This window comes from Stenotrophomonas maltophilia group sp. RY12688 (assembly GCF_052149045.1).
In the GTDB taxonomy this organism is placed as follows: Bacteria; Pseudomonadota; Gammaproteobacteria; order Xanthomonadales; family Xanthomonadaceae; genus Stenotrophomonas; species Stenotrophomonas sepilia.
On the sequence record NZ_CP197389.1, the window covers coordinates 116,659 to 132,308 of the forward strand.

General features: G+C 67.5%; 15 protein-coding genes. 12 read left to right on the forward strand and 3 right to left on the reverse strand.

All coding sequences use genetic code 11. From position 1 onward, the window contains the following. Nucleotides 1–3: 3 nt before the first annotated feature. Complete coding sequence (locus ACS0OT_RS00485) at nucleotides 4–615, forward strand: YbhB/YbcL family Raf kinase inhibitor-like protein (protein ID WP_065185548.1); 612 nt, start codon at nucleotides 4–6, stop codon at nucleotides 613–615. Between the two features lie 126 nt (nucleotides 616–741). Here the strand turns inward: ACS0OT_RS00485 and ACS0OT_RS00490 are convergent, their stop codons facing one another. From ACS0OT_RS00490 to ACS0OT_RS00500, 3 genes are all read right to left on the reverse strand, one after another. Beyond that, the gene (locus ACS0OT_RS00490) at nucleotides 742–1,200 is read right to left on the reverse strand and encodes an META domain-containing protein (protein ID WP_065185549.1); all 459 of its coding nucleotides are present in this window, start codon (nucleotides 1,198–1,200) and stop codon (nucleotides 742–744) included. Nucleotides 1,201–1,367: 167 nt separating this feature from the next. Beyond that, nucleotides 1,368–2,192, reverse strand: coding sequence for an META domain-containing protein (locus ACS0OT_RS00495; protein WP_442255986.1), 825 nt, complete (start codon nucleotides 2,190–2,192; stop codon nucleotides 1,368–1,370). Nucleotides 2,193–2,266: 74 nt separating this feature from the next. Next, entirely contained in the window at nucleotides 2,267–3,061 is a 795-nt protein-coding gene (locus tag ACS0OT_RS00500; protein ID WP_065178699.1) for an undecaprenyl-diphosphate phosphatase, read from the reverse strand. A gap of 223 nt (nucleotides 3,062–3,284) precedes the next feature. On the opposite strand from ACS0OT_RS00500, the gene glnA reads away from it, so the two are divergent. The 11 genes from glnA to ACS0OT_RS00555 all read left to right on the forward strand — a co-directional run bounded on the left by glnA (nucleotide 3,285) and on the right by ACS0OT_RS00555 (nucleotide 15,592). Beyond that, complete coding sequence (gene glnA / locus ACS0OT_RS00505; protein WP_005420964.1) at nucleotides 3,285–4,694, forward strand: type I glutamate--ammonia ligase; 1,410 nt, start codon at nucleotides 3,285–3,287, stop codon at nucleotides 4,692–4,694. Nucleotides 4,695–5,035: 341 nt separating this feature from the next. Further along, on the forward strand, nucleotides 5,036–5,374 hold the full coding sequence (locus tag ACS0OT_RS00510; protein WP_004134334.1) for a P-II family nitrogen regulator: 339 nt from the start codon (nucleotides 5,036–5,038) through the stop codon (nucleotides 5,372–5,374). Nucleotides 5,375–5,396: 22 nt separating this feature from the next. After that, nucleotides 5,397–6,827, forward strand: coding sequence for an ammonium transporter (gene amt / locus ACS0OT_RS00515; RefSeq protein WP_235649684.1), 1,431 nt, complete (start codon nucleotides 5,397–5,399; stop codon nucleotides 6,825–6,827). Between the two features lie 217 nt (nucleotides 6,828–7,044). Continuing rightward, a complete protein-coding gene (locus tag ACS0OT_RS00520; RefSeq protein WP_235649685.1) occupies nucleotides 7,045–7,791 on the forward strand; it encodes an N-acetylmuramoyl-L-alanine amidase in 747 nt (248 codons plus the stop codon). A gap of 67 nt (nucleotides 7,792–7,858) precedes the next feature. Further along, a complete protein-coding gene (mltA, locus tag ACS0OT_RS00525; protein WP_329888639.1) occupies nucleotides 7,859–9,025 on the forward strand; it encodes a murein transglycosylase A in 1,167 nt (388 codons plus the stop codon). A 107-nt stretch (nucleotides 9,026–9,132) separates the two neighbouring features. Then, nucleotides 9,133–9,447 (forward strand): hypothetical protein, encoded by a 315-nt coding sequence (locus ACS0OT_RS00530; RefSeq protein ID WP_262090526.1) that lies wholly within the window; start codon nucleotides 9,133–9,135, stop codon nucleotides 9,445–9,447. Nucleotides 9,448–9,550: 103 nt separating this feature from the next. Further along, the gene (locus ACS0OT_RS00535; protein WP_329888640.1) at nucleotides 9,551–11,596 is read left to right on the forward strand and encodes a TonB-dependent receptor; all 2,046 of its coding nucleotides are present in this window, start codon (nucleotides 9,551–9,553) and stop codon (nucleotides 11,594–11,596) included. Nucleotides 11,597–11,767: 171 nt separating this feature from the next. Next, the gene (locus ACS0OT_RS00540) at nucleotides 11,768–12,829 is read left to right on the forward strand and encodes a two-component system sensor histidine kinase NtrB (protein ID WP_111176882.1); all 1,062 of its coding nucleotides are present in this window, start codon (nucleotides 11,768–11,770) and stop codon (nucleotides 12,827–12,829) included. Continuing rightward, nucleotides 12,822–14,270: a nitrogen regulation protein NR(I) gene (gene ntrC, locus ACS0OT_RS00545; protein WP_329888641.1), complete on the forward strand. Its 1,449-nt coding sequence runs from the start codon at nucleotides 12,822–12,824 to the stop codon at nucleotides 14,268–14,270. Before ACS0OT_RS00540 ends, ntrC begins: the two co-directional genes overlap by 8 nt. A 93-nt stretch (nucleotides 14,271–14,363) precedes the next feature. Then, nucleotides 14,364–14,933 (forward strand): superoxide dismutase family protein, encoded by a 570-nt coding sequence (locus ACS0OT_RS00550; RefSeq protein WP_049439225.1) that lies wholly within the window; start codon nucleotides 14,364–14,366, stop codon nucleotides 14,931–14,933. A 32-nt stretch (nucleotides 14,934–14,965) separates the two neighbouring features. Then, nucleotides 14,966–15,592 (forward strand): superoxide dismutase family protein, encoded by a 627-nt coding sequence (locus tag ACS0OT_RS00555; RefSeq protein ID WP_053497798.1) that lies wholly within the window; start codon nucleotides 14,966–14,968, stop codon nucleotides 15,590–15,592. The last annotated feature ends 58 nt before the right edge of the window (nucleotides 15,593–15,650 follow it).

Here is a 15,650-nt window from a genome sequence, read left to right on the forward strand (position 1 = left end):
CCGATGCAACTGAGCAGCCACAGCCTGACCAACGGTGCACCGATCGACCGCGAATTCGCCGCAGGCGATGCCGCGGGCTTCGCACCGGACCGCAATCCGCACCTGGCCTGGAGCGATGTGCCGGAGGGCACCCGTTCGTTCCTGCTGGTATGCGTCGATCCGGACGTGCCGACCGTGCCGGAGACGGTCGGCCGCACCGACATGAGCGTGCCGCGCGACCAGCCCCGCTGTGATTTCGTGCACTGGGTGATGGCCGATATTCCGGCTTCGGTGCGCGAGATTGCCGCAGGCAGCTGCAGCGACGGCTTCGTGGTGAAGGGCAAGACCACGCCGGCCGGGCCGGCCGGCAGCCGCCAGGGCCTGAACGACTTCACCGGCTGGTTCGCCGGCAACCCGGACATGGCCGGTGACTACCTGGGCTACGACGGCCCCTATCCGCCGTTCAACGACGAGCGCGTGCACCGCTACTTCTTCCGCGTGTTCGCGCTGGACGTGGCATCGCTGCAGCTGCCGGAACGCTTTACCGCCGCCGACGCCTACCGGACCATGCACGGCCACGTGCTGGCCGAAGCGGCACTGCACGGCACCTACACGTTGAATCCGGCGCTGGGCTGAGGCGGCATAACGGGTCGTGCCGGCCGCTGGCCGGCAACGCCCGTGTGCTGCTGCATTCGCCCGTGGCAGCCGGCCAGCGGCCGGCTCTACCGCTGACGAAGACGGGCGACCCTGCGGCCGCCCTTTTCATTCGTCCGTACCGGCTACCGGCGCGAACACCAGCACATCGCCGTGCGCATTGCGCAGCAGCAGGCGGCCACGCTCATCCAGCGCAAGCGTCATCTCTGCGCGTGCATTCACCAGCGTGCCGGCGACACGTTCCTGTTCGGCCACCTCGGCCCGCATGCAAGCGGCTGTGGTGATGATGCCGCCCTCAAGAACCAGCCGGTCACCTTGCAGGTGATAGGTGCTGCTTGACTGGTTGCACAGGTTCAACTCGCTCATGTAGCCGGGTTGGAAGCGCAGCGTGTAGGGCGGTCGACCGCGCACGAACAACGCATCAATGCGCCGGCCCTGCGCGTCGGTGGCGCGCGCGAGTTGCCACGGATGTGCCTCGAGCTGCCCGGTGGTGGGCGTGCTGGCAGCGGCCACATCCGTAGACATGGCCAGCAGCGCGGCAATGATGAGGGCGGGGACGTGCTTCATGCCGATCTCCCTGATGCATGCGGGTAGTGCCGGCCGTTGGCCGGCAACATCCGTGTGTTGGCGGTGCTCCGCAAGGCAGCCGGCCAGCGGCCGGCTCTACCCACCACGAAGAAGGGCGACCTCGCGGCCGCCCTTCAAGAGCCAGCCGACTAACAGTCGGCTCTACATCACTTCTCGATGGCCGACTCGACCACCATGTCCAGCACGTAGGCCTGCGACGGCGCATCGGCCGGTGGGTTCTTCACTTCGTAGCGCTTCACGCGCACTACGTTGCGCACGCCGTCTTCGTGGGTGTAGCCCTCGATGTTGCCGTAGAAGTTCTCGAACTTGCCCGGCTCACCCTGCTTCAGGCCCTTGTCGTCGAACTTCACTTCGCGCACCTGCAGGCACTGGAAGTCCGGGATCAGCGGGTGCGAGCACTTCTCGGTCTTCGCGGCCACTTCCAGGAACACGGTTTCGCCGGCGCCGCCGTAGCGGGTTTCAGCGGTCGGTTCCGGGTTGAACACCAGCACGTCGCCCTTGGCATTGGTCAGGGTCAGCTTGCCATCGGCATCCTGCTCGGCCTTCAGTTCGCCCTGCAGGCGGCTCGACACGGCTTCGTCCAGCGCCATCAGCGCCTTGTCGGTGCAGGCCATCATGGTCGAGGCCATCGCACTGACCGTCAGCTTGCCGTCGGCCAGGGTGTAGCCGCCGCCCATGCGGTTGCAGGTGTTGCTGACCGACAGGCGGCCATCAGCGAAGTCCAGGGTGACCGGCTTGTCTTCGCGGGCGAACAGCGCGTCGATGCGCTTGCCGTCGGCGCCGGTGGCCTGCTGCAGCAGCCAGTGCTGGCTCTGCAGGCGCTGCGCATCCAGGTGCGCCAGCGTCTGCTGGTCCGCTGCCTTGGTCGCGGCCGGGGCCACGTCGTCGCCGCCATTGCCGGCCGGGGCCGGGGTCTGGCTGCAGGCGGCCATCAGGGCCAGCGGGAGGAGCAGGGTGAGCTTGCGGTTCATGGTGATTCTCCTTGGGGAACCGTGGGGAAAACGGGGTGGGGCCGGCAATGGGGTTACCGTGCGGCCGGCGCTGTTCAGCTGCCGGAGGGCAACCACAGCAGCAACGCAGCGCCCAGCGCGATGCGGTAGATCGCAAAGGCGGTGAACCGGTGCGACTTGATGTAGCCCATCAGCCACTTCACTACGACGAAGCCGGTGATGGCCGCGGCAAGGAAGGCCACGCCCACCTCGGTCCAGTTCTCGCTGCCCAGCTGCCCGTCCCTGGCCAGTTCCAGGAAGGTGTAGGCGCTGGCGGCGAACATGGTGGGAATGCCAACCAGGAACACGAACTCGGCGGCAGCGGCGCGGCGGCTCAGGCCCAGCAGCATGGCCAGGAAGATCGCCGAGGCCGAGCGCGAGGTACCGGGGAACACGCCCGCCACCACCTGCGCCAGGCCGACGCCGATCGCCACGGTCCAGGTCACCTGGTCGCGGTCGGGCAGGCGCGCGGTGTAGGCCTCCACCAGCAGCATCCAGACGCCACCGATGATCAGTGCCCAGGCTACCGGGCTGACCGTCTCCGGCAGCGACCAGCCGGCCTTGCGCACCACCAGGCCGACCACGGCGGTGACCAGGAACGCAGCGCCCAGCTTGAACACGTACTCACGGTTCTCGCGTTGGTTCAAGCCGGTGGCCAGCTGCAGCAGGCGCTGGCGGAACACCAGCACCACGGCCACGATCGCGCCGGCCTGGATGACGATGTTGAAGAAGTCCGAGCGGGCACCCAGCCAGTGCTGGGCGATGAGCAGGTGGCCGGTGCTGGAGATCGGCAGGAATTCGGTCAAGCCTTCGAGGATGCCCAGCAGCAGGGCGGAGAGCAGGTCGGACATGGACGGTGCGGGCACGCGCGGCGGAAGGAAGAAGGTCGAGAGGATAGACGATCCCTGCTGCACCAAACGGGTGCGTCTGTTGGCGGGCGCACCGGTTTGGTGCGCACCGTTCTGCACCGGCGCGGGGCAGCCATATTGGAATCAACGACTTGCGGGTATCGAAAAGTTGGCACGGTCATTGCTGTACCTCAGCAGGCATTCATCCCCATCCGAGGTCGTACCGATGTCCGTGGAAAACGTTGAGAAGCTGATCAAGGACAACCAGATCGAGTTCGTCGATCTGCGTTTCGTGGATATGCGTGGCGTCGAGCAGCACGTCACCTTCCCGGTCAGCATCGTCGAACCGTCGCTGTTCGAAGAAGGCAAGATGTTCGACGGCAGCTCGATCGCCGGCTGGAAGGGCATCAACGAATCGGACATGGTGCTGCTGCCGGACCCGTCCAGCGCCTACGTCGACCCGTTCTACGCCGATCCGACCATCGTGATCAGCTGCGACATCCTCGATCCGGCCACCATGCAGGCCTATGGCCGCTGCCCGCGCGGCATCGCCAAGCGTGCCGAGGCCTACCTGAAGTCCTCCGGCATCGCCGAAACCGCGTTCTTCGGCCCGGAGCCGGAGTTCTTCATCTTCGACTCGGTCCGTTTCGCCAACGAAATGGGCAACACCTTCTTCAAGGTCGACTCGGAAGAAGCGGCGTGGAACAGCGGCGCCAAGTATGACGGCGCCAACAGCGGCTACCGTCCGGGCGTGAAGGGTGGCTACTTCCCGGTTCCGCCGACCGACACCCTGCACGACCTGCGCGCGGAAATGTGCAAGACCCTGGAACAGGTCGGCATCGAAGTGGAAGTGCAGCACCACGAAGTGGCCACTGCGGGCCAGTGCGAGATCGGCACCAAGTTCAGCACCCTGGTGCAGAAGGCCGACGAGCTGCTGCGCATGAAGTACGTCATCAAGAACGTCGCGCACCGCAACGGCAAGACCGTCACCTTCATGCCCAAGCCGATCGTCGGCGACAACGGCAGCGGCATGCATGTGCACCAGTCGCTGTCCAAGGGCGGCACCAACCTGTTCTCCGGTGACGGCTACGGTGGCCTGAGCCAGCTGGCGCTGTGGTACATCGGCGGCATCTTCAAGCACGCCAAGGCCATCAATGCCTTCGCCAACTCGGGCACCAACAGCTACAAGCGCCTGGTGCCGGGCTTCGAGGCGCCGGTGATGCTGGCCTATTCGGCCCGCAACCGTTCGGCCTCGTGCCGCATTCCGTGGGTGTCCAACCCGAAGGCGCGCCGCATCGAAATGCGCTTCCCGGATCCGATCCAGTCCGGCTACCTGACCTTCACCGCGCTGATGATGGCCGGCCTGGACGGCATCAAGAACCAGATCGACCCGGGTGCACCGAGCGACAAGGACCTGTACGACCTGCCGCCGGAGGAAGAGAAGCTGATCCCGCAGGTCTGCTCCTCGCTGGACCAGGCGCTGGAAGCGCTGGACAAGGACCGCGAGTTCCTCAAGGCCGGCGGCGTGATGAGCGATGACTTCATCGACGGCTACATCGCGCTGAAGATGCAGGAAGTGACCAAGTTCCGCGCGGCCACCCACCCGCTGGAATACCAGCTGTACTACGCCAGCTGACCGGGCGCGATGGCGGTGGGTCCCCCCTCCCACCCGCCGCCATCGCTTCCGTTCTCGCGGCTGGGGAGCCGCAAGGCGGGCGCAGGCCCGCCGTTGTAGAGCGGGTCGCTGGCCCGCTGCAGTACAGCGGACTGCCGGTCCGCTGAAACAGGGGCAAGAGAGACCGGATACGCGACCAGGGCCGCCCTCCCTCCCGCGTCGGTCGTGCAAGGAGAGAGGCACGGCCGTCCCGGCCCTGTACGTGTCCGGTGCAACAGCCACGGTCATCACCTGATGACCCGTGGTTGCCTGATGCCAACGCGCGCTGGCGCGCTGGCCCCATCCACCCTCGGGACATGCGCATGAAACTGATCTCCGCCATCATCCGACCGTTCAAGCTCGACGAGGTCCGCGAGGCCCTGTCCGATGCAGGCGTGTCGGGCATCACTGTGACCGAAGTGAAAGGTTTCGGTCGCCAGAAGGGCCACACCGAGCTGTATCGCGGCGCCGAGTACGTCGTCGATTTCCTGCCCAAGATCAAGATCGAAACGGTGGTCACCGACGAGCGTGCCGACGCGGTGATCGAAGCGATCCAGTCGTCGGCAGGCACCGGCAAGATCGGTGACGGCAAGATCTTCGTCACCGCCGTCGAACAGGTCATCCGCATCCGCACCGGCGAAATCGGTGCCGACGCGCTGTAACCCCCTTCCGGAGACTCCCCCAATGAAGATGCGCCTTCTCACCGGGTGGCAAGCCCGGTTCCACCTGGTGTGCCTGTTGATGCTGCTCAGCGCGCTGGCCGCCGGTGCGTGGCCGGGCAGCGCCCATGCCCAGGCACAGGTGTCGCCGCTGCCGAGCGAAACCGTGGCGGTGGAGCCGCTGCACGATCCGGCCGCCACCGCCGCTGCGCCGGCCGTGGCCGAAGCGGCCGCCGCGTATGATCGTGGCGACGTCGCCTGGATGCTTACCTCCACGTTGCTGGTGCTGCTGATGGTGGTGCCCGGTCTGGCCCTGTTCTACGGCGGACTGGTGCGTTCGAAGAATGTGCTGTCGGTGCTCAGCCAGATCCTGGTGGTGTTCTCGCTGGTGCTGCTGCTGTGGGTGGCCTACGGCTACAGCGCGGTGTTCAGTGCGGGCAATCCATTCTTCGGTTCGTTCACCGAATTCGCCTTCCTCAAGGGCTTCACGCCCGACTCGGTGGGCAACACGCCGATCAAGGGCCTGCCGGACTACCTGTTCGTCGCCTTCCAGTCGACCTTCGCCGGCATCACCACCGCGCTGATCGTCGGAGCCTTTGCCGAGCGCATCAAGTTCCGTGCGGTACTGCTGTTCTCGGCACTGTGGTTCACCCTCAGCTACATCCCGATGGCACACATCGTCTGGGGTGGCGGTTACCTGGGTGAACTGGGCGCGATCGACTTCGCCGGTGGCACCGTGGTCCATATCAACGCGGGCGTGGCCGGCCTGGTCGGCGCGTGGTTCGTCGGCAAGCGCCTGGGCTACGGCCAGACCGCGCTGAAGCCGCACAACGTACCGTTTACCTACATCGGCGCCATGCTGCTGTGGGTGGGCTGGTTCGGCTTCAATGCTGGTTCCGCCGCCGCCGCCGATACGGTGGCCTCGCTGGCCTTCCTCAACACCGTGCTGGCCACCGCTGCCGCGGTGCTCGGCTGGACGCTGGTGGAAGCGATCGGCAAGGGCAAGCCGTCGGCACTGGGCGCGGCCTCGGGTGCGGTGGCCGGCCTGGTCGGCATCACCCCGGCCTGCGGCACGGTCGGCCCGCTTGGCGCGATCGTGATCGGCTTCGTCGCCGGCGTGGTCTGCGTGTGGGGCGTGACCGGCCTCAAGCGCCTGCTCAAAGTGGACGACACGGCCGACGTGTTCGGTGTGCATGGTGTCGGCGGCATCGTCGGCGCGATTCTCACCGGCGTGTTCAGTGCACAGTCGCTGGGCGGTACCAAGGCCGATCTGGATATCGCCCATCAGGTGTGGGTGCAGGTGGTCAGCGTCGGCCTGACCGTACTGTGGTCGGCGGTGGTGACCGCGGTCATCCTGCTGGTGGTCAAGGTCGTGGTCGGTCTGCGCGTGACCGAAGAGGCTGAACGCACCGGCCTGGATGTGACTTCGCACGGCGAGTCTGCCTACGAGGCCTGAGGCATGACGGGCGGCCCGGCGGGGCCGCCTTTTGCGTTTGGTCGGTGCCAGGCTTGCCTGGCACTGCTCCTGCTCTGGTGGGTGCCGACCGTTGGTCGGCACGGCCGGAGTGGCGCATCCACGCATGGCGTGGATCTACCGCATCCTCTCTGGTGGGTGCCAAGCTTGGTTGGCACGGCGGCATGCATCATCGGGCCTGATCGCGCACAATCGGGCCATGCACCCGATCCGCACGTCCCTGATGCTCTCGGCCTGCCTGCTGGTGGCCGCCTGCGCCTCCACGCCGCAGGAAACCCGCAACCCGCTCGCCACCTGGGTGCCGTCACCCAACCAGAACGCGCGCACGCCGGTCATCATCGTCATCCACCACACCGAGCAGAAGTCGGTGCAGCAGAGCCTGCATACGTTGCGCACCGCCAACAGCGGTGGACCGGTCAGTGCGCACTACCTGATCGGCGCCGATGGCCATCGTTACCAGCTGGTCGCCGATGAGCGCCGTGCCTGGCACGCCGGGGCCGGGCGCTGGGGCACCATCACCGATCTCAATTCGGCCTCGATCGGCATCGAACTCGACAACGATGGCCGCAGCCCGTTCAGTGCGGCACAGATCGAATCGCTGATCGTGCTGCTGCGCGACCTCACCACGCGCCTGAACATCCCGCCGCGCCAGGTGATCGGCCATGCCGACCTGGCGCCGACGCGCAAGCAGGATCCGAGCCGCTTCTTCCCATGGCAGCAGCTGGCCGAGGCCGGGTTCGGCGTGTGGCCGCGCGCGGCCGATGGTGCCGCACCGGAAGGCTTCGATGGGTGGAATGCGCTGGCCCGCTTCGGTTATCCGCTCGACAACCGCGACGCCACCGTCGCCGCCTTCCACCGCCGGTTCCGTGGCCGCGACGACCTGCCGAAGACGCTGGATGCCGAGGACGCCCGTATTCTGCATTCGTTGCTGCTGCAGATGCCGTGACCCCGCGCATGAACGCTTGACCTCGCGCTGGGTTGCCGCCCAGCGGCCGGCACTCCACCATGGCGGCATGATCGATTCCGCTACCTTCTTCAAGCGCACGCACTGGACCCTGTTGGCAGCGGTGGTGCTCGCAGGCTGCTCCACCACCGCTCCGCGCGCAGGCTCCGAAGCGCCCACGCCGACCTCGCCGCCGGCGGCCACCTACGCCAAGGTCGACTGGAAAGCCCTGCCAGTGGTCTCCGATGCTGATCTGCAGGCCGGCTTCGTGGCTTGGCGCAGCAGCTGCGCCCGCCTGAAGAACGACGCTGTCTGGGCCAAACCCTGCGCCACCGCCGCCGCGGTATCCGACAAGGACCCGGCCGCGATCCGCCAGTTCCTGCAGCGCGATCTCGATGCCTACGCGCTACGTGCCGGTGGCCATCAGGCCGACGGGCTGATTACCGGCTACTACGAGCCGATCTACCCCGGCAGTCTTACCCGTACCGATAAGGCCACGGTGCCGGTGTACGGCACGCCGGATGATCTGGTGGTGGTGCAGCTGGAGAGCCTCTACCCGGAACTGAAGGGCAAGCGCCTGCGCGGGCGCGTCGAAGGCAAAGTACTCAAGCCCTATGACGACGCCGGCACCATCGCGGCCAAGGGCGCCAAGGCGCCGGTGCTGGCCTGGCTGACCGACCCGATGGACCTGCAGCTGCTGCAGATCCAGGGGTCCGGCCGCGTGCGCCTGGCCGATGGCAAGCAGGTGCGGCTGGCCTACGCGGAACAGAACGGCCACCCCTACCGTGCGATCGGCCGTTGGCTGGTGGACCAGGGCCAGCTGAAGAAGGAAGACGTCACCATGGACGCCATCCGCACCTGGGCACGGGCCAACCCCGCGCGCGTGCCGGAACTGCTGCGCAGCAATCCCAGCTACGTGTTCTTCGTGCGCACCCCGGACAGCCCGGAAGGCCCGCGCGGTTCACTGAATGTGCCGCTCACCGCCGGCTACAGCGTGGCGGTGGATCGCACCGTGGTGCCACTGGGCAGCCTGCTGTGGCTATCCACCACGCGCCCGGACGGTAGCCCGGTGGTGCGCCCGGTGGCCGCGCAGGACACCGGCGGCGCCATCGCCGGTGAAGTGCGCGCCGACCTGTACTGGGGCAGCGGCGATGCCGCCGGCAAGCTGGCTGGCGACATGAAGCAGAAGGGCAACATCTGGATGCTGTGGCCAAAGGGCGTGCCCCTGCCGAACTGAACCAGCAGGGGTCGGATCCCTTCCAAAGGAAAGGGCTCTGACCCCGGATGCCTGATAATGGCGCCATTTCGTACTTTCCGGCCGCGCCTGCGGCCAGGGCTCCTGCAATGACCTACGCAAAGCACACCGCAAAATCCGGCGCGAAATCCGCCGCAAAGAAGTACTACAAGCACTGGGCCGAATCGGGCCTGGGCAAGGGCAACGTGCTGATGGAAGCCCGTGGCGAGAAGATCGTGCGGCAGGTGGAAATCTACGGCACCAAGATGGTCTGGGCCGACGAGCATGCCCACAGCGACGACCGCTTCCTGCTGGCCGACCAGCCAGTGTCGTTCCTGGATTTCGAGGAGGACGACGAAATCTCCGCGCGTGAATTCGAAGCCGCCTGGAAGAAGGCACGGGAAGCCACCGGTTACCCGGTGTAATCCCCCCGGCACCCGCCCTTGTAGTGCCGAGCCTTGCTCGACGCTGCAAAAGTGGGCACGTGAAATGTTATATGATTACATTTCATCGCAACCGCCCCTTTCCATGAAGACTCCCACCCTGGTGGCCGCCCTCGCGGCCGCACCGTTCGCCCCTGAAGCCTTCGCACAGTCGGCCGACGCCGCGCTCACTCTCGGAAAGGTGCAGGTACACCAGCACGGCGAAGGCCAGCTCAGTGCGCACCAGGTGCTGACCTCGGTGGACGTGCTGGGTGCAGACCAGATCGAAAACCGCAACGTCTCGCACAGCTGGGAATTGCTCGGGCAGATGCCCGGCATCCAGCTCACCGAAACCCGGCAGGGCGCCGAATCGGGCAAGGTCAGCTTCCGCGCCTTCAACGGCGAGGGCTACCTCAACGCCATCAAGACGCTGATCGACGGCATCCCCAGCAACGTCAACAGCGGCAACCAGCGCTTCATCGACATGCTGTTCCCGCTGGACATCAGCTACATCGAAGTAGTGCGCGGTACCAACGATCCGCGCTATGGCCTGCACAGCATCGGCGGCAACGTGAACTTCGGTACGCGCCAGGGTGGCAGCTACACCGATGCGCGCCTGGCCTACGGCAGCTATAACACCCGCGATGCGCAGCTGGCAGTCGGCCGTGAAGCCAATGGCTTCGCGCAGAACTATTTCGTCGGCACCCAGGCCAGCGACGGCTACCGCGACCACGACACCTCGAAGAAATATTCGCTGGGCGGCAAGTGGTTCTACGGCTCGCTGGACGACGGCCTGCGCGTGGGTCTGACCGCCCGTGCGTACCACCACGAAGCCGACGAACCCGGCTTCATGACCGCCGACGAGCTGCGCACGCACCGCCGTGGCAGCGACCTGCGCAACGGCAACGATGGCGATGACCGCGACATGCGCCAGCTTGCCGTGCACCTGGACATGAAACTGTCCGACGCAATCACCTTCGGCACCCGCCTGTACTACAACCGCTACGAAGACGACCGTCGCGTGACCTTCAGCGATCTCCCCACCGGCAACCTGCCGCGCCAGCGCCGCGTATGGGACGAGCGGCAGCATGGCCTGCTCAGCACGCTCACCTGGCAGGCCAGCCCCACGCTCACCGTCGAGGGTGGCCTGAACTACGAGCAGCAGGACAACGGCTACCTCCGCGAGCGCTACGCCTACGCTGAACCCACCGATTTCAGCCAGCCCCCCGCGCGGGTGCAGAACAATGATCGCCACAGCTTCGACAACTGGGGCGCCTACGTGCAGGCCGTCTACCAGCCCGTCGAGGCCTGGAAGATCGTGCCGGCCTACCGCGTCGACCGTTTCAGTGGCCGCACCCACCTGATGAACGGCCTCAGCGGCCGCCTGCAGGATTACGGCAGCATCGGCCAGCCCAAGCTGAGCATCATCCACACCCTGGGCCAGACCACCCACGTCTACGCGAACTGGGGCCGCACCTTCCAGGTGCTGACCGGCTCCACCGCACCGGCCTACCTCACCCCGGGGCAGGCGCCCTTGCAGCCGTCCACCAACACCGGCATGGAGCTGGGCCTGAAGTTCCAGCCGTTCGCGGGAAGCCAGGCACGCCTGGCGGTGTGGCAGCAGGATGCGGAAAACGAGGTGTCCAACATGCCAGCCACCGGCACCACGGTCACCCTGGGCAAGACCCGCCGGCGCGGCGTGGATGCGCAGCTGAGCCTGCAGCTGGGCGAAGACTGGACGGTGTGGGCGTCGCACGCCTACCAGGAAGCGAAGATCACCCGCGACGACCGCGATGCCAGCATTTCACTGCAGGGCCGCGAAGTGGCCGCCACCCCGCGCCATATCAGCAACCTGGGCGTGGATTACCGCGCCCGTGATGCGCTGCGGTTGGGCCTGCAGGCACGTGCACAGGGCGATTACTACCTGGAAGAGCGCAACGTGGCCGGCAAGTTCGGTGGTTTCGCCGTGCTCGACCTCAGTGCTGCCTATCAGCTCACCCCGCGTTTCAGCGTGGACCTGCAGCTGAAGAACGTGACCGGCCGCGAGTACGCCTACGCCTGGTACGACAGCTTCTTCTGGGACAGCGCCCGCCCGATGTTCTCGCCGGCGCCGGGCCGCAGCGTGTTCGTCGGCCTCAACATGAAGCTGTAACCGGCCACGCATGTGGTCGTGGTCGAGCTTGCTCGACCTGCGGCAGGGGTCAGAGCCCTTTCCAGGCGGAAAGGGATCCGACCCCGGACCCCGCAGCGCATGCGGTCAGATCCCTTTCCGCGAGGAAAGGGCTCTGACCCCGAACCCCGCGTTTTGCACTACATTGGTGCAATGTCCGACCCCGCACCGCCGCCGACCCTTGAAGCCCTGGGCACGCCGCTGGCCTGGGCCGGGGCCGATGGCTGCATCGCCGGCTGCAATCCGGCGTTCGCCCGCTGGCTGGGCGTCAGCGCCCGGCGACTGCTGGGTCGCCCATTGGCCGCGCTGGAAGTGCAGGGCGAGGCACTGGCCCATTTCCTGGCCCGCGATGAGCGCGACAGCCTGCGCTTGAACCGGCTGGCGCTGGCGGTGCCCGGCGAAGCGCCGCGCTTCGCCGAGGGCTGGATGAGCCGGCGCGACGATGGTGGCTGGCTGCTGGAGGCGCATCCGGTCGATGAATTCCCCGGGCTGGACCCGACCCAGGCCCTGCCCAGCGCGCTCAGCGCGGCGCTGAAGGGCTTGGCCCACGAGCTGCGCAACCCGCTGGCCGGGTTGAAGGGTGCGGCCCAGCTGCTGGCCCGTCGCGCGGCCCAGCGCGAGGCCAGCGAACGCGAGCTGATCGAGCTGATCGGCTCGGAGATCGAGCGCCTCAACGGCCTGCTTGACCAGCTGTTGTCGCCGGCCCCGGCCGCGCCGCATGCGGAACTGAACATCCATGCCGCGCTGGAGCGCGTGCTGCGCCTGGCCGAGAATGAGGCCGGCTGGGCGGTGCGCCTGCAGCGCGACTACGACCCCAGCATTCCCGAATTCCACGGCGACGCCGACCGCCTCACCCAGGCGGTGTGGAACCTGGTGCGCAACGCGATCCAGGCCGGCGCCGGCAACATCACCCTGCGCACCCGCGTGGAGCATGGCGTGCGCATCGCCGAGCAGCTGCACACGCTGGCGCTGCGCCTGGAAATCGCCGACGACGGCCGCGGCGTGCCCGAGGAACTGGCCGAACACCTGTTCCTGCCCTTGGTGAGTGGCCGCGCCGAGGGTACCGGGCTGGGCCTGGCGCTGGCCCAGCAGGTGGCGCGCGAGCATCGCGGCACGCTGACCTACCGCTCGCGCCCGGGCCATACCGTGTTCACCCTGCTGTTGCCGATCGGCAACGGCGCCGCCCCGGCCGAGGAGGCCCCGCGCGATGTCTGAGACCCCCACCACCGCGCAGCGCATCTGGGTGGTCGATGACGATCGTGCGGTGCGCTTCGTGCTGTGCACCGCGCTGCGCGAGGCGGGCTACCAGGTTGTCGATTTCGACAGCGCTGCGGCTGCCCTGCAGGCCCTGGGCGAAGGCGCGCCGCCGGCGCTGCTGTTCACCGATGTGCGCATGCCTGGCGACGATGGCCTGGTGCTGCTGGACAAGCTCAAGGCCGCGTTGCCGCAGCTGCCGGTGGTGGTGATGTCGGCCTATACCGATGTCGCCAGCACGGCCGGTGCGTTCCGCGGTGGCGCGCATGAATTCCTGTCCAAGCCGTTCGATCTGGACGATGCGGTGGCACTGGCGCAGCGGGTGTTGCCGGCCGTTGCACCGGCACTCGCGGCACCCGCACCTGCGGCGGAAGCGCATAGCGACCAGCCGCCGCAACTGGTGGGTGATACGCCGCCGATGCGCGCGCTGTTCCGCGCCATTGGTCGCCTGGCGCAGGCACCGCTGGCGGTGCTGATCACCGGCGAGACCGGCACCGGCAAGGAGCTGGTGGCCAATGCGCTGCATCGCGAATCACCGCGCGCGCTGGGTCCGTTCGTCGCGCTCAATACCGCTGCAATCCCGTCCGAGCTGCTGGAAAGCGAGTTGTTCGGCCACGAGGCCGGTGCCTTCACCGGTGCGCAGCGCCGCCACATCGGCCGCTTCGAGCAGGCCAACGGTGGCACGCTGTTCCTGGATGAGATCGGCGACATGCCGTTGCCGCTGCAGACCCGCCTGCTGCGTGTGCTGGCGCAGGGTGAGTTCTTCCGCGTCGGTGGCCGCGAGCTGATCCGCGTCGACGTGCGCGTGGTGGCCGCCACCCACCAGGATCTGGAGGGACTGGTCGCGCAGGGGAAGTTCCGCGCAGATCTGCTGCACCGCCTGGACGTGGTGCGCCTGCAGCTGCCGCCACTGCGCGAGCGCCGCGAGGACATCGCGCAATTGGCCAGCACCTTCCTGGCTGCCGCCGCACGCAAGCTGGATACGCCGCCGAAGCGCCTGACCGCCGCGGCCCTGCAGGCGCTGCGCGAGCACGACTGGCCGGGCAATGTGCGCGAGCTGGAGAACGTGTGCTGGCGGATGGCCGCGCTGGCCGCCGCCGACACCATCGGCGTGGCCGATGTCGATACCGCGCTGAACCGCGCGCGCGGGCGCCGCAGCAGTACCAGCGCCGCCGATCCGGGGCAGTGGGAAGCGCTGCTGGCCGAATGGGCGCGCCGTCAGCTGGCCGAAGGCGTGGAGGGGCTGCACGCGCAGGTGCGCGAGCGGGTTGACCATGCCCTGCTGGAGGCCGCGCTGCAGATCACCCACGGCCGCCGCGCCGAAGCCGCTGCCCGTCTCGGCCTCGGCCGCAATACCCTTACCCGCAAGCTGGGCGCCGGGCGCCGTCGCGGGGGCCATTGAACGGTCCCTGCACGCGATCCTCGCACCGGCTTGCCGAACCGTTGATCGTTCATGGACGATGCCGTCCGTAGTGTCACCTGCAAGGAGTCTTCGATGCGTCTGTCCTTTGCCATCCTGCCGTTGTCCGCCGCCGTGCTGCTGTCTGCCTGTGGCAGTGCACCGAAGAAGGCCGAACCCACGCCGCCACCGCCGACCGTGGTCAGTGCTGCGAAGCAGGGCGAGGCCAATCTCGCGCCGGCCTCGGCCAGCATCGTCAGTGGCCGCATCGCGCTGATGGTGGAGCCCGGTGGCATCCACATCACCGGCCTGGTCGGTGGCCTGCAGCCGATGCAGCAGGCCGGCTTCCACATCCATGAGCGCGGCGACTGCAGTGCGGTGGATGCCAGCAGTGCCGGCAATCACTTCAATCCCGGTGGCGCTGCGCATGGCCGCGCCGGCACCGGCAAGCACCACCTGGGCGACATGGACAATCTGCGTGCCGACGCCCAGGGCCGCGCCAACGTCGATATCCACCTCAAGGGGGTTACCCTTGGCGGAGGCGCCGCCACCGATATCGCCGGACGCGCACTGGTCGTGCATGCCAACGCCGACGACTATCGCAGCCAGCCCGCCGGCAATGCCGGCGTCCGCATCGCCTGTGGCGTGATCCGGGTCGTCCGCTGATCACTGCAGGCATCATCGAGGGAGAGATTCCAATGCGTCTGATCCACACTTCGCTGTTTGCGGCCATCGCCGCGCTGGGCCTGGCGGCCTGCAACCAGCAGCCCGCCGCGCCGCAGACTGAAACCCCGCCGGCCGCGCCGGCTGACGGCGCCACCACCGAACCGGCTGCAGCGCCGGCACCGGCGGCTGCACCGACGGGCGATGCTTCGGCAACGGCCGAACTGGCACCGACCCAGGGCAACGAGACCAAGGGCAGCGTCACCTTCAAGGTGGTTGATGGCAAGGTCCACGTGACCGGCCAGATCACCGGCCTGAAGCCGGGCAGCGAACATGGCTTCCACATCCACGAGAAGGGCGACTGCAGCGCGCCGGACGGCATGAGCGCCGGCGGCCACTTCAACCCGGGCAAGCAGGATCACGGCAACGTCGCCACCGATCCGCACCACGGCGGCGACATGCCCAACATCAAGGCCGACGACAAGGGCGTGGCCACCATCGACGGCCCGGTGTCGAGCAACGTCAACATCGGCAAGGGTGATGACTTCGACATCATCGGCCGCGGCCTGATCGTCCACGCCGACGCGGACGACTACAAGACCCAGCCGACCGGCAACGCCGGCGCGCGCCTGGCCTGTGCGGTGATCCAGAAGGCCCCGTAAGAAACAAAGAACGCCGGCACAAGCCGGCGTTTTTCCTGATGGGTAGTGCCGGCCGCTG